The sequence below is a fragment of the Eisenbergiella tayi genome, from assembly GCF_001881565.1.
Classification (GTDB): Bacteria; Bacillota; Clostridia; order Lachnospirales; family Lachnospiraceae; genus Eisenbergiella; species Eisenbergiella tayi.
The window spans coordinates 1,739,436-1,762,168 of the sequence record NZ_MPDJ01000001.1 but is presented as its reverse complement, the minus strand read 5'-3'; the positions used below and the strand labels follow the sequence as shown (position 1 = coordinate 1,762,168).

The following is a 22,733-nucleotide window of genomic DNA, read 5'->3' as shown; positions in this document are numbered from 1 at the left end:
TAAAGAAAGAGAGGTGCCGACATGGGAGCATGGGGTATAAAAGCATTAGAGCGTGACGAAGGGCTGGATGTACTGGACATCCTCAAAAATGAATATGTACCGGAGCATCCGGTAATGGATCTGGGCGAGATGATTGAACTGATGAAAGAGGAAGTCATGCTGGGATCTGACTTCTCACAAATCGACTTTCTCTTTGACAATACTGCGATGGCTCTGGCGGAGCTGTATTTTCAATGGAAGGATAACGGCAAGCTGGACTACGATCATGAAGAAGCTATATGGGATAAAGTCACCGGTTTCACAGCATCCAAAGAAGCACTTGCTTTCCTGCTGCGGCAGCTCACCGACATCAAAAACGAGGTGCCGGACGAGGACGGCATCCGTGAGATTATGGATCTTTGGAAGAACGAGGATAGCGGTGAGATCGCTCCTGCGTGGTTGGAACACTTGAATCAGCTCATTGATCGACTGGATTCAGAACAGGAGGCACGACAAATGTATATCAAAAAATACTGGGGCAACTTTATTGGCGGTTCCGATGACAGTCTGAACCTTGTGGCATTTTTAGAGGATCAGAAAAAGGAGGAGATCCCCCTCAGCGAGATTTTCGCCAAGATCGGTCTGGACAAGCAGAACTGGGACTTTCGCCAAACCGTGGAGTACCTGGAGTTTACACATTCCGATGGCGTGGAAATGGACTTCCACTTCGCCATTGATGTGGTCACCGACCTGGCCGCCATCCTGCTGGAGTGCAGCGTCAGTGGCAGTGTAAACCTTCAGGATCTGGACGAGTACAACACCCCCATCCGCCGTATCCGCATCACTGCTACGCCGGAGGAGCACGAGGCCATGGACAAGGCCCTGGCGGACTTTGCCCAATCCCCCCTGACCTATGACCTCCATGAAATGATGGACGACGAGGAGATTCAGGAGATGGCACATCATGTGGAGGCGCTGCGGAAGGAACTGTACGAGGCCGCTGGCCGCAACCGGGACTACCATGTGAAAGCGGAGGATGTGAAATCTCTGCTCCCTGACTGGAAGGGTGCCGATGGCTGCATCGCCACCAACCGCATCACAGTAGAGGGCCGCAAGGTGGGTTACTGCTATCGTGAGATTCCAGACGGTAACTGGGACAGCGGCTGGCGCTTCACTGCCGGTGACGAGAGCGATGAGTACATGGACGACCCCAACAATGCCGGGATTTACAAGCTGAACACAATTTGCAACGACGATCCCGACATCATTTCTCTGCTGAACACCCCCGCCCCCTGCGCCTTTGAGCGGGATGAGAACGGTGTGTTCCAGCAGATCAAAGACTGGAAACCGGATGAGGACGAGGAGGACCCTGATATGGACATTTTGAAGCAGTGCCAGAAGTGGCATGAGGAGAGCAAACAACATAAAATTATTGATGCGCTGGAGGCCATCCCCGCCGAGGAGCGTACCCCTGAGATGGACAGTGAGTTAGCCCGTGCCTATAACAATCTGGCAGACCCACATAAGCCAACTTGCAAAGAAATGCTCAAAAAGGCCCTCGCTCTGCTAAAGCCCCATGAGGAATACTTCGAGGACGATTATTACTGGAACTTCCGCATGGGTTACTCCTACTTTTATCTGGATCAGGAGGGCCGGGCTCTGCGATATTTTGAAAAGGCATTGGAAGTCCGCCCTGGTGACGATGACACCAAAGAGTTTATCGACCGGTGCAAGCAGGGTATTTCTCTGCCGCAGTTCTGGGAGTGCTTCCGAGAGCGGACAGAGAACTGGTGGGAAACCTTTGCCGAGATGGAAGCAGAATTGCGCCAGATGATGGATGAGGACAAAGATCATACCCGCGGCGCAGAACTCGTGGCCCAAATGGAGGACACCCTGAATCTGGTTTTTGATGAAATTTCCTTCGAGCTGGGCTTCAATGGCGAAAAGCATGAGCTGATCCTCACCCCGGAGGGTAATAAGGTCAAGCTGTTTGAGCTGGTCTACTTCCAGAAACACGCCCCAAAGGAGGTGCTGGAGCACTGGAACATCCTTGTGGGCCGTCAGCCCTCCCAGAATATCGGCCTGCGTACCGACGACAGCTGGGACATCTCCGGTGAGGATGTGCAGATCTGGCTGGAGGAACAGGGCGAAAACAGTTTCAACATCTCCGCCTACTGTGAAAAGCTGCTGCCTATGCTCCGGGAGGCGGAAGGCCGAGTCTGGTGGATGCTCACCACCCTCACCGATCAGATACTGGGCGAGATCCCCCACATGAGATACATAGACAGTTTTGATGTGCTGGAGGAACCCAAGGCAGAGCCGTCCTTCCTCCTGTCCCAGCTGCCCGACAAACTGCGGGAGCAGGGCCTGGAGCTCTCCACCGATCCGGAGGCCTATCTGGAGAGCTATCTTGGCTACGAAATGAAACCCAATGAAGACCCCAACGCCGATTGGCGGCTGGATGTAATGGCCGGTTCCACCTGCTGTGTGCCGCTCATCAACGGCTATCTGAATGCCGACAACGACTTTATGGACGATCTCCATGCCGACGGAGCGGTAGCGGGCTTTTTCTGCTATCCCCTGGATACCTTGCGGGAGGAGGAAGGATCGGAAAAGATTTTCGACTTCCGGGACAAGCTGGAGGAATTGTTCACCACCGTGGACGGATCGGAGATGCTCGCCCTCATCGGCGGGGCCACCGGCCTCTACTGTGGCTATGTGGACTTCATCGCCTGGGACATCCGAGAGGCGCTGAACATGGCGAAAGAGTTCTTTGAAGGCACGGATATCCCATGGGCCATCTTCCACACCTTCCGCCGTGAAGCCGGTTCTGTACCTCTAAAGCAACAAGATGATGGGACAGAAACTGAAAATCAGGATGACGAGTTGGATGAAACGCTTACGGGCATGGACTATATTCCTTATACCCAACAGGACGCCGAAGCATTCTTCGCTCAGCTGGAGCAGTGGAACGACGAGGACGAGTACACCCGCTGCATCCAGGCACTCAATGCCATCCCAGAGGACTGGAGGAACTATCGCACCGCCTACGCCCTGGCACGGGCGCTGGAGAACTACGCCATCATCGGGGACCATGATGAGGGTACTTTGAAATTCAAGAGAGACAAAGCCCTCCAGAGGGCCATTGAGGTGCTGGAGTCCGTCCGGGAGGAAGGTCAGGACAAGGCGGAGTGGAATATGCGGATGGCCTACGGCTATCAGTATCTCTATGGTCAGGAGGAAAAGGCCATTCCCTACGCCCAGCGGTGGGCAGAGCTGGACCCGGAGGATGAAAATGCCCCGGCGGTAATTCGGGAGTGTAAGGCGGAGATCCGGAAACGCCAGCGCAGCCGGAAGAAGAAGGCCAAATTCGTGCCCGGTGATACCCCATTTGAGGGTTTCGACCTCACCAACTTCTGGGATGATAATTGGTATGCACTGAAAGAATATGTCAGTGATCCGCCTTCCGATGAGCTGATTGCCAGCGTGGAGGAGGAACTGGGCTACAAGCTGCCCGCCGCCTACATCTGGCTGATGAAGCAGCACAACGGCGGCATTCCGGTGAACACCTGCTATCCCTGCGATGAGCCTACCTGTTGGTCAGATGATCATGTGGCCATCACCGGCATTTTCGGAATCGGACGGGAAAAGAGCTGCTCCCTCTGTGGAGAAATAGTAGCCTCTGCCATATTACACTCTTTTGCCAGCGATGATATGGAAAGAAACTGTGCCTCCTCCGCGTGTCTGGTGAGGTAGTCAGCAATAATCGTGCCGGACTTTGTCAGGGTGCCCTGTTTTTCCCGTAACAAATCCCAGAAGTTCTTGTTTACCATAGTAAATACCCTTTTTGAAATACTTTCTCTTTTTATTTTGAAAAATTCCTTCTATTTATATAGAAAGAATAAATCAAAATGACAGTGTTTGCAAGCAGAATCTATATTTGCGAAAATATTTTTCACGCCAATAAAATCCAGGAAAGCACATGACTTTGCAAATCCTTTTCCCCGATTTCAACTACTTGTTTGGTATCGAACATTTTTTCTTCATTACTTTGTGCAACTCTAACAAATTTTTATTTAAAAACATATACACTACTGCCATAGACAAGATGAAAAATATTTTCTAAAATGAAATTACTCTAACAAATACTTGATAAAAAGGAGAGAGAATATGAAAAAGAAAGTAATTGCAGCTTTACTGACAAGTGCAATGGCTGTCAGCTTACTGGCAGGCTGTGGCACAACTGTAGAAAGCACCGGAAGCAGCCAGTCTACTTCCACCACTGAAACTAAAGAAACCGCAGCTCCCGCTGAGACCGAGACTGCTGCTGTTGAGACTGAAGTTGCTGAGGAAGACAACACCGATCTTTCCGCTAACATTACCTTATGGACTTATCCTATTGGTAAATGGGGCGATTCCGCAACTGTTGATTCCCTGATCACCAGTTTCAATGCAAAATATCCCAACATCAACGTAACCGTTGAGTATCTGGACTACACCAACGGTGATGACCAGGTCAACACCGCAATCGAAGGTGGGCAGGCTCCCGACCTTGTAATGGAAGGACCTGAGCGTCTGGTTGCTAACTGGGGTGCTAAGGGACTGATGGTTGACTTATCCGACATTATGGATGACGAAGACCAGTCCGAGATTTACGGCTCCGTATTAGCTGCCTGCATGACAAAAGAGGGTGCGGTTTATGAGTATCCTCTGTGTATGACCGCTCACTGTATGGCAATCAACAAAACTGTATTTGAGGCTGCCGGCGCAATGCAGTATGTTGATGAAGATTCCCATACATGGACAACCGAAGATTTCTTTAAGGCAATCGATGCTGTTTACGCTCATACCGGTTCTACTGTAGGTGCTGTTTACTGTAGTGGACAGGGTGGTGACCAGGGTACAAGAGCTCTGATTAACAACCTGTACGGCGGTACCTTTACCGATGATTTACACACCAAATATACCGCTGATTCCGCAGAGAACGTAAAAGCAATCCAGGCACTGGCTGATACCGATGGAAAAATCGCTTTCGATGCCTCCATCGCCGGTGGTGATGAAATCAACCTGTTCCGTCAGGGCGTTTTAAATGTAGCTTTCTGCTGGAACATTGCACAGCAGTTAAACTCCGATAACAACGATGCCGGTCTGACCAACAACGGCGACGAAATCGTATTCATGGCTTTCCCCGCTGAGAAGGCTGATGCTACACAGCTCTGTGGTGGTATCTGGGGCTTTGGTGTATTCGATAACGGCGATGCCGATAGAATCGCAGCATCCAAACTGTTCATCAAATACATGGCTGACAGCGCAGATGGAACCGCTGATGCAGTTCTGTCCTCCACCTACTTCCCTGTACGTGACACCGTTGAAGGCACAGATTTAACCGGTCTTTACAACGATGTTCCTACCATGCAGGAGTACAGCAAACTGATGCAGTTCCTTGGTGACTACTATCAGGTAACTCCCGGCTGGACCGAGGCTCGTACCGCATGGTGGAATATGCTTCAGCAGGTTGGCAGCGGCGCAGATGTTCAGACTGCAGTTGATGAGTTCGTTTCTACTGCAAACGCAGCAGCAGCAGCTCAATAAGTCTACAACTAGTTGAACCCTATAACTATACCAGAAAACCCTCCTCAGGATTTCCGGAGGAGGGTTTTCTTATCAAAAAAAGTAACTGAAAGGATGGTGCTTTCCGTGAAATCAGCAGTGAAACCATCAAAACGCAGCCGTGTATTAGTGCGTAAGGAGACGACTGCCGCATACCTTTTTCTGCTCCCCAGCTTAATCTTCTTCCTGGGATTCGTTATCTACCCCATCGTTTTATGCGTGTGGACCAGCTTCTTTGACTCCACTATGAACGCCAAAGATGTATTTGTTGGATTTGCCAACTATAAAGAGTTATTCCAAGACAAAGTTTTCCTCGGAGCGTTGAAAAACACCTTCATTATTGTTGTCGTTTCCGTTCCGATTACCGGTGCTTTTTCCCTGTGGGTATCTTCTATTATTGTAGATTTAAAGGGATGGGCAACTTCTTTATTCCGAATCATCTTCTATCTTCCTGTTGTAACCGGTTCCGTAGCCGTTACCGTTGTATGGAAGTGGATGTTTAACAACTACTACGGAATTTTCAATTACTTAGGGACTACTACCGGTCTTATCGAAAAGAACATTAACTGGCTGGGTGACGAGCGTTATGCCCTTGCCTGCATCATTATCATCCTGCTTACCACTTCCGTAGGTCAGCCCATTGTCTTATATGTATCTGCCCTCGGCAACGTGGACGCATCTCTGGTCGAGGCTGCCAATGTAGACGGCGCCACCAGATTTCAGGCTTTCTGGAAAGTTAAATGGCCGCAGATTATGCCGACCACTTTATATATTCTCGTTATTACTACCATTAACAGTTTCCAGTGTTTCGCACTGATTCAGCTGCTGACATCCGGCGGACCGAATCACAGCACCGACACTATCATGTACTACATTTACTATTCTGCATTTAAACTGTACCGTTACGGTTACGGCGATGCAATGGGCGTTGTTCTTGCCATCATGATTGCTATCCTTTCCGCTATACAGTTTAAACTCGGAAACAGCAACGATTAGAAGGAGGAGAGAAAATGAAAAAAGAGAAAAAATTAAATCATCCTTCTGTCTATAGAATTATCAGTATTATCATCATTGCCATTTTAGCGGTTTTATTTACCTTCCCGTTATACTGGATTATTACAGGTTCCTTTAAAACCAACGCAGCTATCAACTCTACTACCCCGATTTGGTGGCCCCAGGAGTGGACTCTGGCAAACTACCAGAAGCTGTTCAGCCGTCAGACTGCACCGCTGTTCCAGTTTACCATCCCCTTCAGCAGCCTGTTTACCGGCAGCAGCGACTTGAAACTGATTGTATCCGGTCCCTCCGTGCCCGCTGCAATCCGTTGGTTAATCAACACTGTGGTAATGGCTGTACTGTCCATGATTCTTACCTGTATCACTGCTTCCATGGCTGGATACGCTCTGGCAAAGAAAAGATTCGTAGGACGTCAGTTCCTGTTCACCATGATTGTATGTGCAATGGCTTTACCGAAACAGGTTATCTTAGTCCCCCTGCTGCGTGAAATGTCCAATTTAGATCTGTACAATACCATCTGGGCAGTTGTATTCCCCATCGTTGGCTGGCCTTTCGGTGTGTTTCTGATGAAACAGTTCTCCGAGGGTGTTCCTTCCGAGATGATTGAGGCAGCATCCATTGATGGTGCAAGTGAGGCAAAGACCTTTGTCCGAATCATTGTACCTATGATTAAGCCCGGTATCGGTGCGCTGGCTATCTTTACCTTCATCAACAGCTGGAACGATTACTTCATGCAGTTAATTATGTTATCCAGCACAAGCAACCTGACCATCTCCCTTGGTATCGCGAAGTTACAGGCAGAGAACGCTACGGACTTCGGTCTGATTATGGCAGGTGCTGCTCTGGCCGCTGTACCTATCATCATCGTATTCCTGATTTTCCAGAAATACTTTACAAAGGGTATTGCAATGGGAGCTGTAAAGGGTTAATTATTTCTATATAGAAGGATATGCGCCGTTGAAGGCGTGGAAATGAGGCAAAATAAATGAAAGACATTACAAAGTATCAAGGCGTCATCCCGGCATTTTATGCCTGCTATGACAAAGATGGAAATATTTCTGTAGAAGGTGTAAAGGCTTTAACCCGCCATCTGATTTCCAAAGGTGTGAAGGGTGTGTATGTGGGCGGTTCTTCCGGCGAGTGCATTTACCAGCACGTGGATGAGCGCAAAAAAGTCCTGGAAGCTGTTATGGAGGAGGCAAAGGGAAAGCTTACCGTCATTGCTCATGTAGGCTGTAACAACACCGCAGACAGCGTGGAGCTGGCTGCCCATGCCCAGAGCGTTGGTGCTGATGCCATCGCATCCATCCCTCCCATTTACTTCCACTTACCGGAATATGCCATCGCAGAATATTGGAACGCTATGAGTGCTGCTGCACCTGATCTGGATTTCGTTATTTATAACATTCCTCAGCTGGCAGGCACCGCTTTATCCATGAATTTATTAAAAGAAATGCTGAAAAACCCCAACGTTATCGCTGTTAAGAACTCTTCCATGCCCACTCAGGATATCCAGCTGTTCAAGGCAGAGGGTGTACATCAGCGTGGCGAAAATGGATTCGTAGTGTTCAACGGCCCCGATGAGCAGTTTGTTTCCGGACGCGCTATCGGTGCTGACGGCGGAATCGGTGGAACCTATGCGGTTATGCCGGAGCTGTTCGTAACCATGGATAAGCTGATTCGTGAGAACAATTTTGCGGATGCCATGAAAATCCAGTACAAGGCTGATGCTATCATCTACAAAATGTGCGAGGCAAAGGGTAATCTGTATGCCGTAATGAAGGAAATCCTCCACAGAATGTACGGTCTGGAGCTTGGCAGCGTAAGACTTCCTCTCGCTCCTCTGGCACCGGAGGATGAGGCTGTTGTTGTAGAGGCACAGAAAATGATTGAGGCAGCGATCGCTGAACTTTAATCCGAGGAAATACTATGATTGCAGATTCTATCAAACACATAACCCTCTATCGCGGGATGCAGCCCTATCTGGACACAGCGATTGACTTTTTGCTGAAAACAGATTTAAGCACACTCCCCGATGGAAAAACCGTGATTGACGGCGACCACGTTTTCGTCAATGTCATGGAGGCAGATTTGCGTGAGGCAGAGGGTGCCACCTTTGAATATCACAAAAAATATGCAGACTTACAGATTAACATAACCGGAGGTGAATATTGGGAATGTACTCTTTCCGGTGAAACCGCAGAGGAATACAGTGAGGAAAGGGATTGCGGTCTTATGACCGGAACTCCCACCTGTACCGGAACTCTGGGCAATGGAAGGTTTACTGTCTTTTTCCCCATGGAATACCACAAGCCCAGTTGTATCAACGGAGACTGTACCCATGTACGGAAAGCGGTCATTAAAATTGAAGTTTCCTAAAATCCCTCATAAACTTTTTATTTCGTAGGGAAAATTTCCTATGAAATAAGGAAAATCCCAAGGCAGAAAACCTTGGGATTTCTCCAATTATAATTACGATTCAGAGCCAGGCAGATTTGTCTTCTGTAAATGCTGGCATTTAGACAGAAGGGCAGATTTATATGGCGTATGGTGTCTGGATAGTTATTCCATTATTTAAAAAGAAAGGCAGGACTACATTATGGACAAAGAGGCAATATTTAAACAGATTAAGGGAGGACTCATCGTCTCCTGTCAGGCACTGGAGCATGAGCCTTTGTATACAAAAGAAGGCGGCGTTATGCCTTTGATGGCAAAAGCGGCTGCACAGTCCGGCGCAGTGGGCATCCGCGCCAACACTGTCCGGGATATTACCCAGATTAAAGAGGCAGTTGACCTTCCCGTTATCGGTATCATCAAAAAGGATTACGAGGGAACTCCCATGTACATCACGGTTACCATGAAAGAGGTAGATGAGCTGGTGGCATGTGGCGTGGATATCCTGGCAGTTCAGGGAACCAGCGCACTGCGTCCCGACGGCAGCACGGCTCCCCAGTTTATCGCAGCCATTAAAGAGAAGTATCCTGACCAGCTTGTGATGGCAGACTGCGCTACCCTGGAAGAGGGTATCGCCTGTGCCGGGGCTGGGGCTGATTTCGTAGGCACCACCATGCGGGGTTACACTCCCGAAACCAAGGGCATTGACGATATCGACTTTGATTTTATCCATGAGCTTTCCGAAAAATGTCCTGCAAAGATTATCGCAGAGGGACACATCCACTACCCGGAGCAGGCAAAGAAGGCTTTAGAGGCTGGTGCCTTTGCACTGGTTGTGGGCGGCGCTATTACCAGACCCGCTGAGATTACCGCAAGATTTGTCTCCGCAATCCAGAAATAAAGGAGTAACTTCTTATGAAAATTGTCGCAGTGGATATTGGCGGTACTGCCATCAAAGCAGGTCTTTGGGACGGAACAGAACTGACCGACATGAAAGAATGGGACACCGAGGCATCCCAGGGCGGTGCCCATCTGATGGAGCGGGTAATGCAGCTCCTCCACACTTATTCCGGTTTTGATGCCATCGGTATCAGCACCGCCGGAGAAGTGAACACTAACAATGGCACGATTTTTTATGCCAACAGCAATATTCCCGGTTATACCGGCATGCCGGTACGGGACATTATAAAAAATGAATTCCATGTCCCCGTGGCAGTGGAAAATGATGTAAACTCCGCTGCTCTGGGTGAACTCCATTCCGGAGCAGGCGTGGGCTATCCGGATTTTCTCTGCCTCACCTACGGAACCGGCGTGGGAGGCTGTATCATCATCAACGGACAGGTTTACTCCGGTGCATCCTTCTCTGCCGGCAGCTTCGGCGGCATTGTGATTCACCCGGAAGTCAAGAATGGCACGGATACCCTGGAGGGCTGTTACGAGCGCTGCGCCTCCACCACCGCACTGGTGAAACGGGCAAAGGCTGTGGACGAAACCCTGGACAACGGCAGAAAGATTTTTGACGCCATGGAGCGCCCTGAAATCAAAGCCGTGATTGACGACTGGATTGGGGACATCTGCACCGGTCTGGTTACCTTAACCAGCGTCTTTAACCCTTCCCGCATCATTCTGGGAGGCGGTGTCATGGCACAAAGTTACGTGCTTGCCCAGATAAAAAGCCGGGTAAAGGCACAGCTTTCCCCGGGACTTTCCCATGTGGAAATCGTTCCTGCAAAGCTGGGAAATACCGCAGGTCTGATGGGTGCTGTCAGTCTGGCTGAGAAATTATTAGACAAGGAGAAGTAAGCAGATTGAAAAATAAAATTTTTCAATCGCGAGTTTGTGTCTGTGCGCACTTGACACAAACTCGTTATGCGCAGAAAACGTGCGCAGAAATGTGGAAAAACATGCAGAAGAATATTTTATGTTTCGGAGATTCCAATACTCATGGATATAATTCCAAAACCGGCGGTCGTTTCGATGTGAACGAGCGTTGGACCAAGCTTTTACAGAAAAATCTGGGGGATGATTACTATATCATTGAAGAAGGACTCAGCGGAAGAACCACTTCCTTTGAGGATCCGGTTTTCGAGGGACTGTGTGGCTTAAATGTCATCTATCCCTGCATGATGTCCCATGAGCCTCTGGATTTAGTCATTATCATGCTGGGCACCAATGATACCAAGGATCGCTTTAATGCCAATTCCTTTATCATCGGGAAAGGTCTGGAGCGTCTGGCACAGAAAACCATTGACACCCACGCTGCCTGGAGAGGCGCGCCTAATGTGCTGTTGATTGCTCCGCCTCCCATCCATCCCGATTATGCCAAAACCGCGGTTGCCGGTGAGATGGGAGACAAATGCGTAGAGCGTTCCCGGGGTCTGGCAAAGGAGTTTAAGGATGTGGCAGACCGTCTGCATTGCCATTTTCTGGATGCAGGCTCCATTCCCGGCATTGAGATGTACCCCTACGACTGGATGCACTTGAGCCTGGAAAGTCACAAACTTCTGGCAGACGAGCTGACAAAAGTAATGAAAGAGATACTCTAGGGATTTTGTTGTATACAAAAGCCAGTGGGTGTTTTGCCCACTGGCTTTTGTCATGGTTTTAAAACCCTTCTTTCCGTCTCATCAGCCGCAGTTCCCGGCGTTTGAGTGCGTTGTCCCACTCCATCTGCTCTGCCGGGTCGTCGGGGTTTAGCAGAAGGGGCGGCGCTTCCGTGGGCTTGCCGTCCTCTCCCATGTTGACCATGACGAAATACGCACGGTTAATGGGATGACGGGTGCCGTCCGGGTTCTCTTTATAAGTGTCAACCCGTACCTCCATGGAGGTTTTCCCCACATAGGTTACCCGCCCGGTAAGTACCAGCACATCGTTGATAAAGGCACCTGCCTTAAACTGCAGATTATCGATGGCTGCGGTGGTAGCATTATTCCCACAGTGGCGTCTGGCGGTAGCACCTGCCACTTCATCAATCCACTTTAACAGTTGTCCTCCAAACAGCCGTCCGAATCCGTTAATGTCCGGATAAATTACTACATGAATCTGTTCCGTCAGAGAGTCTGTCACTTTTTTCGGTTCCATTTATTTTCCCCGCTTTCTTTGCTTTCTTTTGCTTAAATCTCTATTCCCATCATACCACCCCGGTCAATGCCCGGTTTTGAACTATAGCACATGCTGCTCCAGGCGGCGCAGTGCCTCCTCTACCCGGCTTTTGGGCAGATAATCATCTGCTCCGGCTAAAGCCTGCAATGCGGTCATCCGTCTGTCCTTTTGCGGTAAGCATCATAATGGGAACCTGGACGCCTTCCTTGCGGAGCCGCTGTAACACCTCGATGCCGTTCATTTTGGGCATCATCACATTCAGAATGATGGCATCATAGCCCCCGGAAAGGGCATAGTCGTAGGCGTCCTGTCCGTTGTGTACCGCAGCCACACTGAACTGGTTTTTTTCAAAAAAGACGGTAAGCGCCTCCGGAAAATCTAATGAGATTTTCCACGATTCTTTCCTTATAGTATAGGAGGAAACGCGGAAGAAATCAATATTTGCAAATTTTTTCCTGTCTTTAGGCAGGCTTTAGGATGGGGCGCTACAATACGTTTGACAACAGAAAAACAACAGACTTTGGAAAGGAGAAAACTTATGAAAAAATCACTTTGTATTTTATGTTCCACCGCAACCGCGTTATCTCTGTCTGCCTGCGGAACTGCACAGGTTTACTCCAGCGAGGCTGCGGAGACAACCACTGTTTCTACCGAAGAATTGACCACCGTTACCGGAAAGGTAACAGAAATTGGGGCGCCAGCGTCACACTGGCACTGGGAGAGGTTTCGGAAAATTCTGATGGGAACACCGCACCGGACAACAGCAATAATTCCGACAGTACTCCGGAGATGCCCAGTGGCAGCGCTCCTGATGGAAACGGCGGTTTTGGGGGCAGCAGCGAGGTAACCCAGGGTGACAGTGCCAACACCATCACCGAGGATGGCACTTACACCGGCACCACCTACACCTCCACCGGGGATGATGAAAACGCTCTCCGGGTGGATGGAGCAACCGTCACCATTAAAAACGCAACCTTGACCGCCAACAATTCTGAGGCGCTGGTTATCGAGGGACAAAACTCCATCGCACTGGAAAACTGCGATGTCATTGGAAACATGAGCGACACCAAAGGCTCCAGTGGAAGTAACGGCGCACAGGTGGAATTTACCGCAGACAGCCAGACCATCAATGGAGACATCATCGTGGACAACATTTCCACTCTGGATTTCTCCTTAACCAATGGCATTGTCCTCAACGGCACCATCAATTTTAACGGCTACACCATCACCCTTGCTGATGGTACGGTTCTGAAATAAATATAGGTCAACAGAAGAAGAGCCCTTCCACGGCTATAGGGAAAGGCTCTTTCTCTTTATCAATCTCTGAAACACTTTGAGTTTACATAATTTTCATTTTTACCCATAAACATGATTGAATTCATACCTTATAGGTGGTTTTTTAGAGCTTTCATAGTAGTCCAACCCATAAGCAGCACCAAATCAAGTTCTTATATGTCTGATTTCAAGAAAATTTGACATTTTCCAGCTTACAAGGCTTACAAAAGACCCATAAAGGATTACAAAAAGTATATTCTATGGGTTGATATCCCGCACGCAGTGCTTTCAGAAGCCTATAGGAATCACAGTAAATCCGCTCTTATGGGTTAGAGGCTTGCATGCCTTTCTCCCGGTAACCCATAGACAGCAACGCAAATTTCTCCTTATAGGTTGCCAGTCAGTACACGCCGTCATTTTTTACTGCCTCCACTCCTCAAGGACTTTGCTTATCCGGCGGTCAATGTCCTCTCTGGTGGTTTTGCACTCTTTTGGATATTCTCTGGCGGCATGTAAAGCAAGTTTCACAAAAAGTCCGGAGCCGATGGGCAGCATGGTCTTTATCATGCTCTCCAGGAAAACAAAATGGGTTCCGTGCTGGTAGGTCAAGGCCTCCACTTCGCAGACGTGAGTCTTTGCGCTAATCGGTTTTTCATGCGGCGAACATATTTTGCAGCATCCCATAGCCCGTCATCCTCTGCACCGATGGCAAGCAGTTTTCCCTTGATGTTTTCCACTGGAATCATTTCTTCCTCCTGTAGGGGATGTGCCGCCTCGGAGTCATCGAAAAGTTTTCTGGAATTCAGCATGTCCCCAGCGCGTTTCGATTCCGCCTGAACCACTTGCCAATACTTAGGATGCTGGTACACAAAGGGCATATAGGGCAGGGGCTTGCCCAGGTAAGAAAACAGGGACTCTCCCTCGATGGGCCACTCTTTACAGCCGTCCTTTTCTCCCTGCATAAAGCCCTGCCAGATAAAATCACTGGGAGTCATGGCAATGGTGAGGGTAATGTCCGGGAAGTAAGCTGCCGCTGTCAACGCCAGGGTTCCGGTGGTGGAGGCTCCGTAAAATCCCTCTGTTTCCACATCAAAATGAATCCGTTTCATGTTCCGTTACCTCGTATAGTCTCAAGTTACCAAGATTAGATACATCTAACTTTCATATTACCTTCATTGTAATGCGGTAAATTTCCTCTATCAAGGAGTAGAACACTCTTGCAAAATTGAGATTTTTCCATTAAAATAACCGCATATTTGTATCTGAAACAGAAATGTTTCACACGACTGCCACCGGGTAGGAATGCACAGAGCATTCGCTACACATCGTTAGGTCTCAGAAGATGTGTGCGGATGCTTTTTTATGCTATGCATACCGCTGGCGCACACAAAGATCCGGCAATGGACTCTTTGTTCCCGGAAAAATTTAAAGGATGTTCATAAATGATACGAGATAAGCGCACACTACCACTATTGGATCCTTGGACTTCTTCTTTTTGTCATAAACAAATTACCAGATAAGAAAAAGGAGTTTATAATCATGAGTAATCCCGTAAAAGATTTTACAAAGAAAGAATGGAGCCTGTGGCTTGGCTCCCTGTTGATTGTTGTTGTTTCCAATTTATTTTCCGGGGATGTGGATCTGCCGACCCTGGTGGCGGCACTGGTGGGCGTAACTTCCCTGATTTTTGCCGCAAAGGGAAATGTGTGGGCACAGATCCTTATGGTGGTGTTCAGCATCCTCTACGGCATCATCTCCTGGCGGTTCCGCTACTGGGGTGAGATGATGACCTATCTGGGTATGACCCTGCCCATGGCGGTGTGGTCTACCATTACCTGGCTGAAAAATCCTTCGGAGACAAACGGCAGCGAAGTGGCGATCCAGCAGTTGAATCGATGTCACGTTTTCGGTCTGTTTGTTTCCGGCATCATTGTAACCGTTATTTTTTGTTATTTTTTGTGGGTTTTAAAAACCCCCAATCTTCTGTTCAGCACGATTTCCATTACCACCAGCTTTGTGGCGGCGGCACTGACCATGCTGCGTTCTTCCTATTATGCGGTGGGGTATGCTGCCAATGACCTGGTGCTGATTGTGTTGTGGTCACTGGCTGCCATGGAGAATCCGGCGTATATTCCGGTAATTGTGAATTTTGTAATTTTCTTCTTTAATGATATGTACGGCTTTATCAGTTGGCGCAGACGGGAGGCTGTTCAGGGCTGACCTGTTGAGAATTGCACGTTATTTTTCCAGAAAGGAGACAGGGAACCGTTGTCTATTGCCGAAGAACATACCTATATCGCTATCGACCTAAAATCTTTCTATGCCTCCGTGGAGTGCCTGGGGTTAGGGCTTGACCCCCTGGACACCAATCTTGTGGTTGCAGACGAGATCCGCACGGACAAAACCATCTGTCTGGCGGTGACTCCTTCCTTAAAAGCCTATGGAATTTCCGGACGTGCCCGTCTTTTTGAGGTGCGGCAGAGGTAGTCCATGTGGATCAGGAAAATGACTATAAAATTACCCATCTGGCAGACAGCTTTGAGGAATTTATCCGCGGACTGGAGCATGAATCCCTCTATGATCCGGATGAAGATGCAGAGGATCTTGAAGATGACGCCGACGAGGAGGAAACCGACCATAAGGGTTCCTTTGCCGGATCTGTGCTCCTCTCCAAAGCAGAGTGGGACAAGGAGCAGTTGATTCGAGATCTGCGGGAAGAATGGGGTATCGTAGATGAGGAGCCGGATGAGGGCGACGAAGATGTTGAGAACAGCGATGACGCTGTGGTAATGCGGGTCGGCAATATGATGCTGATTGTGACACTATTCCACGGTCACATCCCGGACAATGAAGCAGAGATCAACGCCGAAAACAACTATATGTGGCCAGAGGCCGTAGAAGTGGCCAAAGCGCACAAGGCCCATATCATGGTGGCTGTGTTGGGCGAGGAGGAAAAACTGCTGGAACGAGGTAAGCTGTTCACCAAGGCGATGGCAGTGTGCTGCAAGCAGAAATACGCCACCGGTGTCTACACCAGCGGCGTGGTATTTGAGCCTCGTTTCTATGAGGGCCTTGCCGATATGCTCAAAAAGGACGAACTGCCCATCTTCAACTGGGTTTGGTTCGGCCTGTACCGGAGCGAGGGGGGCCTAAACGGCTACACCTACGGCATGGATGTGTTTGGCAAGGAGGAAATGGAGGTGTTGAACACCGACGCTGAGCCGGAGGAACTACGGGACTTTTTGGCAAGCCTTGCCTCCTATGTGCTGGCGTGTGATGTGACGCTGCAAGACGGCGAGACCATCGGTTTTTCTGCGGACGATAAGCACACCATCACCCGCAGCCCCGGTGTCTCTCTGCCAGAGGAACAGATGACCCTGAAGATCGGTTACGAGCCTATAAAGGGAGATCCGGAGGATGACGATGACAGCATAGGAATGGATGATGTTTCCTATCATATTGAGAACCTTGAGGAGAAGGAGCTTCCCATTGACCCCATCAACGCCTACAACCACATGGCGATTTATTTGCGCTGGTGCATGGAGCATGACCTGATGGGCGGGAAATTCCTGGCGGAGCATGGCGAAGTGGTAAATCAGGTCAAAGCCGATCCAGGCAACACAGACCTACGAACATTCATCCGGGAGGAGCTGTTCGGCTGTCTATTCTCGGCTCTGTTCAATCAGAAAGGCCGTGCCTTTGCCCATTATTACTATGGAGAAATTGATGCGCCCTATTATCCTGCCGACATTGATGACTATGCCCTGAAATATTTTGGTCCGTCCCGATACCACTCCAATGAATTTCAACAGGAGGCATACTTATTCATCCCCTTTGACGAGGACTACTATCAGGCTATGGCAGAGGTAATTGAGGAACGCTTCACCAACTGGCAGGGACAGGACTTTGACGAGGATACGCTGGAGCCTTCCGAGGTGGCGCAGGCCATTATGGAGTATCTGGACTGTGAGTGTACCTATTTCCCGTCTATGGCAGATGATGATCCCATCATGTCAGCATACAGCTACGCCCGGCGGCTGGGGGTACGGGAGGGCTTTGTTCCCGTACTTATCCAGGCGGATGATGAAACGCAGTTGGAGTGTCTGGTGATGAACGCTGACCCGGAGCATGATGCGGACTTCTATGAATTTGACCTCAAAACCGTGGAGGAGTATCGAAAGAAGATGCTCTCCGCTCCCATCAAGGACGGAAAGGCGATTTTGGAGGAATTGACCGGTCAGCGCAAGGAAGAAGCCGAGGACGATGATCTGGACTGGGATGAGGAAGTCCTGGGCGAGATGGAGGGCGGAGAACCCAACGACCGCTTCGCAAACTATTGGAACGATGATACCGGAATGACATATCCGCTCATTCTGGCTAAAATTCCGGTAAAGAACCCCTGGGAGATCTTCGCCTACCTGCCCTTTGGAAATTGGAATGAGTGTCCCGACACACCGGACCTGATGGCAGTGGCGAAATACTGGTTCGAGCAACATGGTGCCATCCCTGCCGCCATGAGCCACGATGAATTGGAGTTTGAACTTCCAACTCCGATTTCCAAGGAAAGAGCTATGGAGGTGGCTGTGGAGCAATATGGTTTCTGCCCAGATCTGGATCAGAATGAGGATGGAAGCATTGGCTCCTTGGCAGCTGTCCTGTGGCAGTCCACCGTCTGGTATTTCTGGTGGGATTGATGGGAGGTGCGACCAATGACAGAATATCAAAAAACCTATATCGAACTAAAAAAACAGTTTGTTGCGACCAATGAAGGTCCGGACAGTGTCCGCGCTCTATATACCTTCAAGGAAGAACTTGAGCAGAGTGAGGATCAGCAGGCCAAGGAAGTGCTGGTGGATGTGTATGATCTACTGGACTTCAAGAAGGATGCCTATGAACTGCTCTGCCAAATCGGAAATCGTTCCGATAAAAAGACCCTCAAGCGGCTGGGCACGCTGAAGGACTATGCGGAAAACTGGGGCAATCATTATGCTCTCCCCAAGCCCAAAACGCCGGAGGAAAAGCAGAAAGAGAAGGAACGGCAGGCCCAGCTGGGCCTGCCCGCCTTCCGGTATCACCCAAACCCTCTGGAAACTGGGGCTTTTGAGGAATCCGCAGACGGCGTTGTCTGCGACTGCTGTGGCAAGACGACCCATATTTTCTATACCAATCCGTTCTTTTCAGTGGAGGATATTGCATATCTGTGCCCAGAGTGCATCGCCAACGGCGAAGCAGCCCGGAAATATGACGGTAGTTTTCAAGATGATTTCTCTGTGGACGATGGTGTAGACGATCCGGAGAAGCTGGACGAGCTGATCCACCGCACCCCCGGCTACTCCGGCTGGCAGCAGGAATACTGGCGCGCCCATTGTGGTGACTATTGCGCCTATTTGGGTAATGTGGGAGCCAGAGAACTGCGGGCACTGGGTGTGCTGGAGGAGGTGCTGGACGACCCGATGTGGGACGATGAGCAAAAAGAAATGATCCGGGAATCTGTCAATGGCGGGCATCTGCAATGCTATCTGTTCCAGTGCCTCCACTGCGGAAAACACCTGGTCTGGATGGATTTTGATTGAAAAGGAGACATTACTATGGGACTTGACATCTACGCCGGGACGCTGACCCGGTACTATTCTCACAACTGGAAAACTGTTGTGCAGCAGTGGGCGGAGGAAAACGGATACTCTTTCAACCGCATCACCCCGGACGGGGAACCTGCTGATAAGGAGGAAGAAATGTCCCCGGCTGAGGTCCAGGCGGCGGTGGAGAACTGGCGGGATCAGATCTTGAGCGCCATTTCTCAGCCGGGCCAGCCCCCCTACGCTCCCTGGCTTGAAAATAATGAGAAACCTTATTACACCGACAAGCCGGATTGGGATGCCTTCGGCGCTATGCTGCTGGTGGCCGCCTGTCGTACATACGAGGAACCGGTGCCTTCCACCGTGGAGAAGGACTGGATCTTCGGGGAGCATCCTCTGGTCGCCCGCCTTGCATCAGATGAGGAGCGGGTGTGGTCCCTGTTTCGTGGGGCTACCTGGTGGCTCCCTCTTTCTGACAGCTTTCTGTTCCAAGGGTCCTTGCCTACCGATGACACCGCCGCTATCGCCACCTTGGGCGGACTGCGGAAGGAGCTGGAAAAGCTGAACCAGCTGGCGTGGCAGGCCGATGAGGACACTATCCTTGGCTGGGCAGACACGGAGGGATACCCGGTAGACGGAACCGTAGACTCAGATGGACAGTACAGCAAGGCAGACATCCCGGAACACACCCAGTATGACACTCAATCCCTTGCCAAGTTTGCCTTCTCCATGTTCTGGCGGGCCATGCGATTTGCCGAGGAGCAGCAGGTGCCTATCCTGCTTGACTATTAAAGAGAATTCGTCAGGGGGTGGAGACCGTGGAACAAAAACGGCCGGCAGATATAATTCAGGAACTTCTGGACTACCTGTGGAACGGCCTGGGCCTGGAGGAAAAGGGCTGGAAGCGTCTGAAAAAGGGCGACTTCAAAAAGAAAATGAAAAACGGGCTGACCTATCAGATCTGGTTTGACCGGAGCCGCTACAACTACATAGACTACGAAATCGGCCATGGGAATGTGGAGGTGGGCTTCAGCTGTATCATAAAGCAGGGAGATGACTACCTCTACTCTTTCAGAATTGAACCCACAACAGGCGGTTCATTCTTTCGGATGCTGACAGAGGACCTGCGGCTGAACACCGGGCTGCTGGACACCTTTCTGCCCCTGGTCAAAGCCAACTACCTCGACTTCATCGACCGCTTCGAGGCAGACCCCGTGGAGGCATTACAGCCGGTCTGCGCCCCCTTCACCGAGGCGGAGGACTACAGCTGGTTCATCTATGTGCGGGAGCAGATGGTGGAACGGTACGGAACGGCGGAGCAGATGGAGGAGTACCGCCGTCAGGCGGAATTGCGCGGAACGCCTGGACACAAGGCAAAGAACTGGATGGGTTCGATGTTGTTCCACCTCTCCCACGCCAATGATGTGGATCAAGCCTGGGCCTCAAGCCGCACCAGAGAGGAACTGGACCAGGTGGTGGAACCCTTTGTGCAGGCCAAGCGGCAGACAGGACAGTGGACACAGGAGGATGAGGCGGGCTATCAGCTCTACCGGCAGGAAACAGATCCGAAGAAGCGCACCTTTCGGGTATGGTATCTCATCGCCAACCCCCGCGGCCTGCCGAAAGAGTTTGTCCAGAAAGAGCTGGAGTTTCGGTGGAAACTGTTCCCAGAAAAGAAGGAGGAACCCAAATGAGCAATAAAGCTTTCCAGCAAAATCTGGACGACAAAAAAGGCCCCCAGCCCGGAGGTCCCTATCTCATTCAGATGCTGTTCAAAGAGCCGGTAGAAATGCCGGATAAAGAAAAAATGACTGCCATAATGGAGAAGCACATCGGATCAACAGAGTGCTTCTGTTATGATAAGAAAATGGCCGGCTTTGCCGCCCTGGATCATGTCGCGGAATTTCAGGACGGCAAGTACCCGGTACAGCTGATGGTGATGAAATGCGACAAGTTCAAGGGCAAAGGCTTTGATGCCTTTCTGATGAGCCAGATGTGGGACTGCCAGGAGGACCGTGACCGGATCTTCCGGGAGTGCAAATATCAGGTGGTGGCCACCGATATGCTGACTGCGGCGCTTCCAGCGCTGGAGCGTGCCAACCTGGATGCCGACTTTCTGGAGGCTCTGGCAGAGCTGTACCCCACCTGTGAGGCGTTCTATTTCCAGAACTGCGGCAAGCTGTTTCTGGCAGAGGATGTGCGCTCCCATCAGATTGAGGGGCCGGATCGGTTCATCCGCTTTGGCGTCAATGTCCGTTTCTTCAACATCGAGGGCACGGAGGATATGCTCATCGACACGGTGGGCATGAGCACCCTGTTTTTGCCGGATCTCCAGTACCACTTCCACGGCATGGACCCCAACTGGGTGGTAAACCACGCCTATAATGCAGCGTCCTATATTCTGGAGCATGATAACCCCATTCAGGATGGGGAAACCATAGACGGCGTGGCGGATAGCCAGATGTGCCGGGAGGTCCAGTGGAAGTGCCAGTATGAGGACTCCCTGATCCAGCCGCCCAGAGGGGTGCTGGACATCAACATGGGAAACTATGCTTCGGGAGGACGCTGAATGAATGGCGTTGTGCTCCTGGCAGGCGGACTTCTGCTTGTGGCGGTGATCAAGCTGATTATAGATCGAAATTGGATCGGCCTGCTTCTCTGTGCTGTCGCCCTGCTTCTGGTCTTTGGGGCTGGACACCATACAAAATAGGCCATTTTAAGAATCGAGGAGGTGAAGTATGCAGAATTCAACAAATATGCGGATACTGGAATTACTCCGGTTTCTCTATGAGAGGACCGATGAAAACCATCCCGCCACAGTATCTGACATCATTGCCCATCTGAATGGAAAAGGAATTCAGGCAGTGCGGCAGACTGTTTACGCAGATACCAATGCGCTGATCGATGCAGGGATTGATATTGTGGTGGTCAAGAGTACCCAAAACCAATATTTTATGGGAAGCCGACCGTTTGAGTATCCTGAACTGAAAATGCTGACAGACGCAGTAGCATCCTCGAAGATCATTTCTGCCAAGAAATCCGAGGAACTGGTACAGAAATTATGCCGTCTGACCAGCACACATCAGGCAGAACAGCTTCAAAAATTTGCTGCTTTATCCAGCCGTGTCAAACCGCATAATGAAAAGGTTTACTATATCATTGATAATATCCAAACAGCGATTGGAAACCATCAGCAAATTCGGTTCCAATACTATGAATATACTCAGGAAAAAAAGAAAATCTTAAAGCACGATGGATATTATTATGTCGTAAATCCCTATGCGCTTGAATGGAAAAATGACCATTACTATTTGATTGGATTTTCTCTGAAGCATCAGAAAATTGCTCACTTCCGTGTAGATCGGCTAACAAGTGTAGAAAATCTGGAAACTTACTTTATGCCGATAGAGGGATTTGATGTAGCCTCCTATACAAATAAAATGGTTGATATGTTTACATCGGAGTCATCGAAGGAAGTAACCCTTCTATGTGAAAACGAATTGATGAGAGTAATCATAGATCATTATGGAGAAGATGCTGCTGTTGATAGGTATGATGATACACACTTCACAGCCAAAATTGAAGTGAACCCCAGTGGAACTTTTTATGGCTGGATATTCAAATTCAAAGGGAAAATAAAAATTCTCTCTCCCAAAGAGTGCATTACGGAAATGCAGCAAATCGCTCAGGAATTTATATAGCGCAAAAGAGGTGTTATTGATTTTTAACACCTCTTTTCAAATGAAATTTTTATCCTTGAAGTGAACAGATGTTCGATAT

General features: G+C 49.7%; 21 protein-coding genes and 3 pseudogenes. 19 read left to right on the top strand and 5 right to left on the bottom strand.

Going from position 1 to position 22,733, the window contains the following annotated elements; all coding sequences use genetic code 11:
- Positions 1 to 21: 21 nt before the first annotated feature.
- On the top strand, positions 22 to 3,735 hold the full coding sequence (locus tag BLA28_RS07510) for an immunity protein Imm33 domain-containing protein (protein WP_016360067.1): 3,714 nt from the start codon (positions 22 to 24) through the stop codon (positions 3,733 to 3,735).
- Here BLA28_RS07510 and BLA28_RS34640 read toward each other — a convergent pair.
- Positions 3,711 to 3,812: pseudogene (locus BLA28_RS34640) on the bottom strand (MurR/RpiR family transcriptional regulator); the annotation flags it as partial. The gene BLA28_RS07510 and the pseudogene BLA28_RS34640 sit on opposite strands and share 25 nt — an antisense overlap.
- A 337-nt stretch (positions 3,813 to 4,149) precedes the next feature.
- Here BLA28_RS34640 and BLA28_RS07500 point away from each other — a divergent pair.
- The 8 genes from BLA28_RS07500 to BLA28_RS07465 all read left to right on the top strand — a co-directional run bounded on the left by BLA28_RS07500 (position 4,150) and on the right by BLA28_RS07465 (position 11,546).
- On the top strand, positions 4,150 to 5,571 hold the full coding sequence (locus tag BLA28_RS07500; RefSeq protein WP_009255099.1) for an extracellular solute-binding protein: 1,422 nt from the start codon (positions 4,150 to 4,152) through the stop codon (positions 5,569 to 5,571).
- A gap of 93 nt (positions 5,572 to 5,664) precedes the next feature.
- Positions 5,665 to 6,585, top strand: a complete 921-nt coding sequence (locus tag BLA28_RS07495) for a carbohydrate ABC transporter permease (protein WP_025482055.1) — start codon at positions 5,665 to 5,667, stop codon at positions 6,583 to 6,585.
- 14 nt (positions 6,586 to 6,599) lie between these two features.
- The gene (locus BLA28_RS07490) at positions 6,600 to 7,535 is read left to right on the top strand and encodes a carbohydrate ABC transporter permease (protein ID WP_009255097.1); all 936 of its coding nucleotides are present in this window, start codon (positions 6,600 to 6,602) and stop codon (positions 7,533 to 7,535) included.
- Positions 7,536 to 7,591: 56 nt separating this feature from the next.
- Complete coding sequence (locus tag BLA28_RS07485) at positions 7,592 to 8,521, top strand: dihydrodipicolinate synthase family protein (protein WP_009255096.1); 930 nt, start codon at positions 7,592 to 7,594, stop codon at positions 8,519 to 8,521.
- A 14-nt stretch (positions 8,522 to 8,535) separates the two neighbouring features.
- Complete coding sequence (locus BLA28_RS07480) at positions 8,536 to 8,985, top strand: YhcH/YjgK/YiaL family protein (protein WP_009255095.1); 450 nt, start codon at positions 8,536 to 8,538, stop codon at positions 8,983 to 8,985.
- A gap of 220 nt (positions 8,986 to 9,205) precedes the next feature.
- A complete protein-coding gene (locus BLA28_RS07475) occupies positions 9,206 to 9,901 on the top strand; it encodes an N-acetylmannosamine-6-phosphate 2-epimerase (RefSeq protein ID WP_009255094.1) in 696 nt (231 codons plus the stop codon).
- Positions 9,902 to 9,915: 14 nt separating this feature from the next.
- The gene (locus tag BLA28_RS07470; protein WP_016360066.1) at positions 9,916 to 10,803 is read left to right on the top strand and encodes an ROK family protein; all 888 of its coding nucleotides are present in this window, start codon (positions 9,916 to 9,918) and stop codon (positions 10,801 to 10,803) included.
- Positions 10,804 to 10,904: 101 nt separating this feature from the next.
- Positions 10,905 to 11,546 (top strand): GDSL-type esterase/lipase family protein, encoded by a 642-nt coding sequence (locus BLA28_RS07465; protein WP_009255091.1) that lies wholly within the window; start codon positions 10,905 to 10,907, stop codon positions 11,544 to 11,546.
- Between the two features lie 58 nt (positions 11,547 to 11,604).
- Here BLA28_RS07465 and BLA28_RS07460 read toward each other — a convergent pair whose 3' ends face one another.
- A complete protein-coding gene (locus tag BLA28_RS07460; RefSeq protein WP_009255090.1) occupies positions 11,605 to 12,081 on the bottom strand; it encodes an acyl-CoA thioesterase in 477 nt (158 codons plus the stop codon).
- A 142-nt stretch (positions 12,082 to 12,223) separates the two neighbouring features.
- Complete coding sequence (locus BLA28_RS33075; RefSeq protein ID WP_330385486.1) at positions 12,224 to 12,490, bottom strand: response regulator; 267 nt, start codon at positions 12,488 to 12,490, stop codon at positions 12,224 to 12,226.
- A gap of 89 nt (positions 12,491 to 12,579) precedes the next feature.
- Here BLA28_RS33075 and BLA28_RS07450 point away from each other — a divergent pair, with 89 nt between their 5' ends.
- Positions 12,580 to 13,359: a hypothetical protein gene (locus tag BLA28_RS07450; RefSeq protein WP_009255089.1), complete on the top strand. Its 780-nt coding sequence runs from the start codon at positions 12,580 to 12,582 to the stop codon at positions 13,357 to 13,359.
- A gap of 438 nt (positions 13,360 to 13,797) precedes the next feature.
- Here BLA28_RS07450 and BLA28_RS34085 read toward each other — a convergent pair whose 3' ends face one another.
- Both BLA28_RS34085 and BLA28_RS07440 read right to left on the bottom strand, forming a co-directional pair.
- Positions 13,798 to 13,986 carry a hypothetical protein gene (locus BLA28_RS34085; protein ID WP_025487931.1) on the bottom strand — a complete coding sequence of 63 codons (189 nt, stop codon included), beginning with the start codon at positions 13,984 to 13,986 and terminating at the stop codon, positions 13,798 to 13,800.
- Positions 13,983 to 14,486: an acyl-CoA thioester hydrolase/BAAT C-terminal domain-containing protein gene (locus BLA28_RS07440; RefSeq protein WP_009255088.1), complete on the bottom strand. Its 504-nt coding sequence runs from the start codon at positions 14,484 to 14,486 to the stop codon at positions 13,983 to 13,985. The genes BLA28_RS34085 and BLA28_RS07440 overlap by 4 nt, the downstream gene beginning before the upstream one ends.
- A 430-nt stretch (positions 14,487 to 14,916) precedes the next feature.
- Here BLA28_RS07440 and pnuC point away from each other — a divergent pair, with 430 nt between their 5' ends.
- The 9 genes and pseudogenes from pnuC to BLA28_RS07400 all read left to right on the top strand — a co-directional run bounded on the left by pnuC (position 14,917) and on the right by BLA28_RS07400 (position 22,654).
- Positions 14,917 to 15,597: a nicotinamide riboside transporter PnuC gene (gene pnuC, locus BLA28_RS07435; protein ID WP_009255087.1), complete on the top strand. Its 681-nt coding sequence runs from the start codon at positions 14,917 to 14,919 to the stop codon at positions 15,595 to 15,597.
- A gap of 54 nt (positions 15,598 to 15,651) precedes the next feature.
- Positions 15,652 to 15,861, top strand: a pseudogene (locus BLA28_RS07430) (ImpB/MucB/SamB domain protein); the annotation flags it as partial.
- A pseudogene (locus BLA28_RS07425) lies at positions 15,849 to 18,071 on the top strand (DUF7832 domain-containing protein); the annotation flags it as partial. The pseudogenes BLA28_RS07430 and BLA28_RS07425, both read left to right, overlap by 13 nt.
- A gap of 15 nt (positions 18,072 to 18,086) precedes the next feature.
- Positions 18,087 to 18,950, top strand: a complete 864-nt coding sequence (locus tag BLA28_RS07420; RefSeq protein WP_007862360.1) for a CbrC family protein — start codon at positions 18,087 to 18,089, stop codon at positions 18,948 to 18,950.
- Between the two features lie 15 nt (positions 18,951 to 18,965).
- Positions 18,966 to 19,745: a hypothetical protein gene (locus tag BLA28_RS07415; protein ID WP_009255084.1), complete on the top strand. Its 780-nt coding sequence runs from the start codon at positions 18,966 to 18,968 to the stop codon at positions 19,743 to 19,745.
- Between the two features lie 26 nt (positions 19,746 to 19,771).
- Positions 19,772 to 20,647 carry a hypothetical protein gene (locus BLA28_RS07410; RefSeq protein WP_007862356.1) on the top strand — a complete coding sequence of 292 codons (876 nt, stop codon included), beginning with the start codon at positions 19,772 to 19,774 and terminating at the stop codon, positions 20,645 to 20,647.
- Positions 20,644 to 21,522 carry a DUF4261 domain-containing protein gene (locus BLA28_RS07405; RefSeq protein ID WP_007862355.1) on the top strand — a complete coding sequence of 293 codons (879 nt, stop codon included), beginning with the start codon at positions 20,644 to 20,646 and terminating at the stop codon, positions 21,520 to 21,522. Before BLA28_RS07410 ends, BLA28_RS07405 begins: the two co-directional genes overlap by 4 nt.
- Positions 21,523 to 21,663, top strand: coding sequence for a hypothetical protein (locus tag BLA28_RS33670; protein ID WP_007862354.1), 141 nt, complete (start codon positions 21,523 to 21,525; stop codon positions 21,661 to 21,663).
- A gap of 28 nt (positions 21,664 to 21,691) precedes the next feature.
- Positions 21,692 to 22,654 carry a helix-turn-helix transcriptional regulator gene (locus BLA28_RS07400; RefSeq protein ID WP_007862353.1) on the top strand — a complete coding sequence of 321 codons (963 nt, stop codon included), beginning with the start codon at positions 21,692 to 21,694 and terminating at the stop codon, positions 22,652 to 22,654.
- Positions 22,655 to 22,733 lie beyond the last annotated feature (79 nt).

Coding starts and splice junctions, on each gene's coding strand:
- BLA28_RS07510 (WP_016360067.1), top strand. CDS start 22: ATGGGAGCATGGGGTATAAAAGCATTAGAGCGTGACGAAGGGCTGGAT.
- BLA28_RS07500 (WP_009255099.1), top strand. CDS start 4,150: ATGAAAAAGAAAGTAATTGCAGCTTTACTGACAAGTGCAATGGCTGTC.
- BLA28_RS07495 (WP_025482055.1), top strand. CDS start 5,665: ATGGTGCTTTCCGTGAAATCAGCAGTGAAACCATCAAAACGCAGCCGT.
- BLA28_RS07490 (WP_009255097.1), top strand. CDS start 6,600: ATGAAAAAAGAGAAAAAATTAAATCATCCTTCTGTCTATAGAATTATC.
- BLA28_RS07485 (WP_009255096.1), top strand. CDS start 7,592: ATGAAAGACATTACAAAGTATCAAGGCGTCATCCCGGCATTTTATGCC.
- BLA28_RS07480 (WP_009255095.1), top strand. CDS start 8,536: ATGATTGCAGATTCTATCAAACACATAACCCTCTATCGCGGGATGCAG.
- BLA28_RS07475 (WP_009255094.1), top strand. CDS start 9,206: ATGGACAAAGAGGCAATATTTAAACAGATTAAGGGAGGACTCATCGTC.
- BLA28_RS07470 (WP_016360066.1), top strand. CDS start 9,916: ATGAAAATTGTCGCAGTGGATATTGGCGGTACTGCCATCAAAGCAGGT.
- BLA28_RS07465 (WP_009255091.1), top strand. CDS start 10,905: ATGCAGAAGAATATTTTATGTTTCGGAGATTCCAATACTCATGGATAT.
- BLA28_RS07460 (WP_009255090.1), bottom strand. CDS start 12,081: ATGGAACCGAAAAAAGTGACAGACTCTCTGACGGAACAGATTCATGTA.
- BLA28_RS07450 (WP_009255089.1), top strand. CDS start 12,580: ATGGGGCGCTACAATACGTTTGACAACAGAAAAACAACAGACTTTGGA.
- BLA28_RS07440 (WP_009255088.1), bottom strand. CDS start 14,486: ATGAAACGGATTCATTTTGATGTGGAAACAGAGGGATTTTACGGAGCC.
- pnuC (WP_009255087.1), top strand. CDS start 14,917: ATGAGTAATCCCGTAAAAGATTTTACAAAGAAAGAATGGAGCCTGTGG.
- BLA28_RS07420 (WP_007862360.1), top strand. CDS start 18,087: ATGACAGAATATCAAAAAACCTATATCGAACTAAAAAAACAGTTTGTT.
- BLA28_RS07415 (WP_009255084.1), top strand. CDS start 18,966: ATGGGACTTGACATCTACGCCGGGACGCTGACCCGGTACTATTCTCAC.
- BLA28_RS07405 (WP_007862355.1), top strand. CDS start 20,644: ATGAGCAATAAAGCTTTCCAGCAAAATCTGGACGACAAAAAAGGCCCC.
- BLA28_RS33670 (WP_007862354.1), top strand. CDS start 21,523: ATGAATGGCGTTGTGCTCCTGGCAGGCGGACTTCTGCTTGTGGCGGTG.
- BLA28_RS07400 (WP_007862353.1), top strand. CDS start 21,692: ATGCAGAATTCAACAAATATGCGGATACTGGAATTACTCCGGTTTCTC.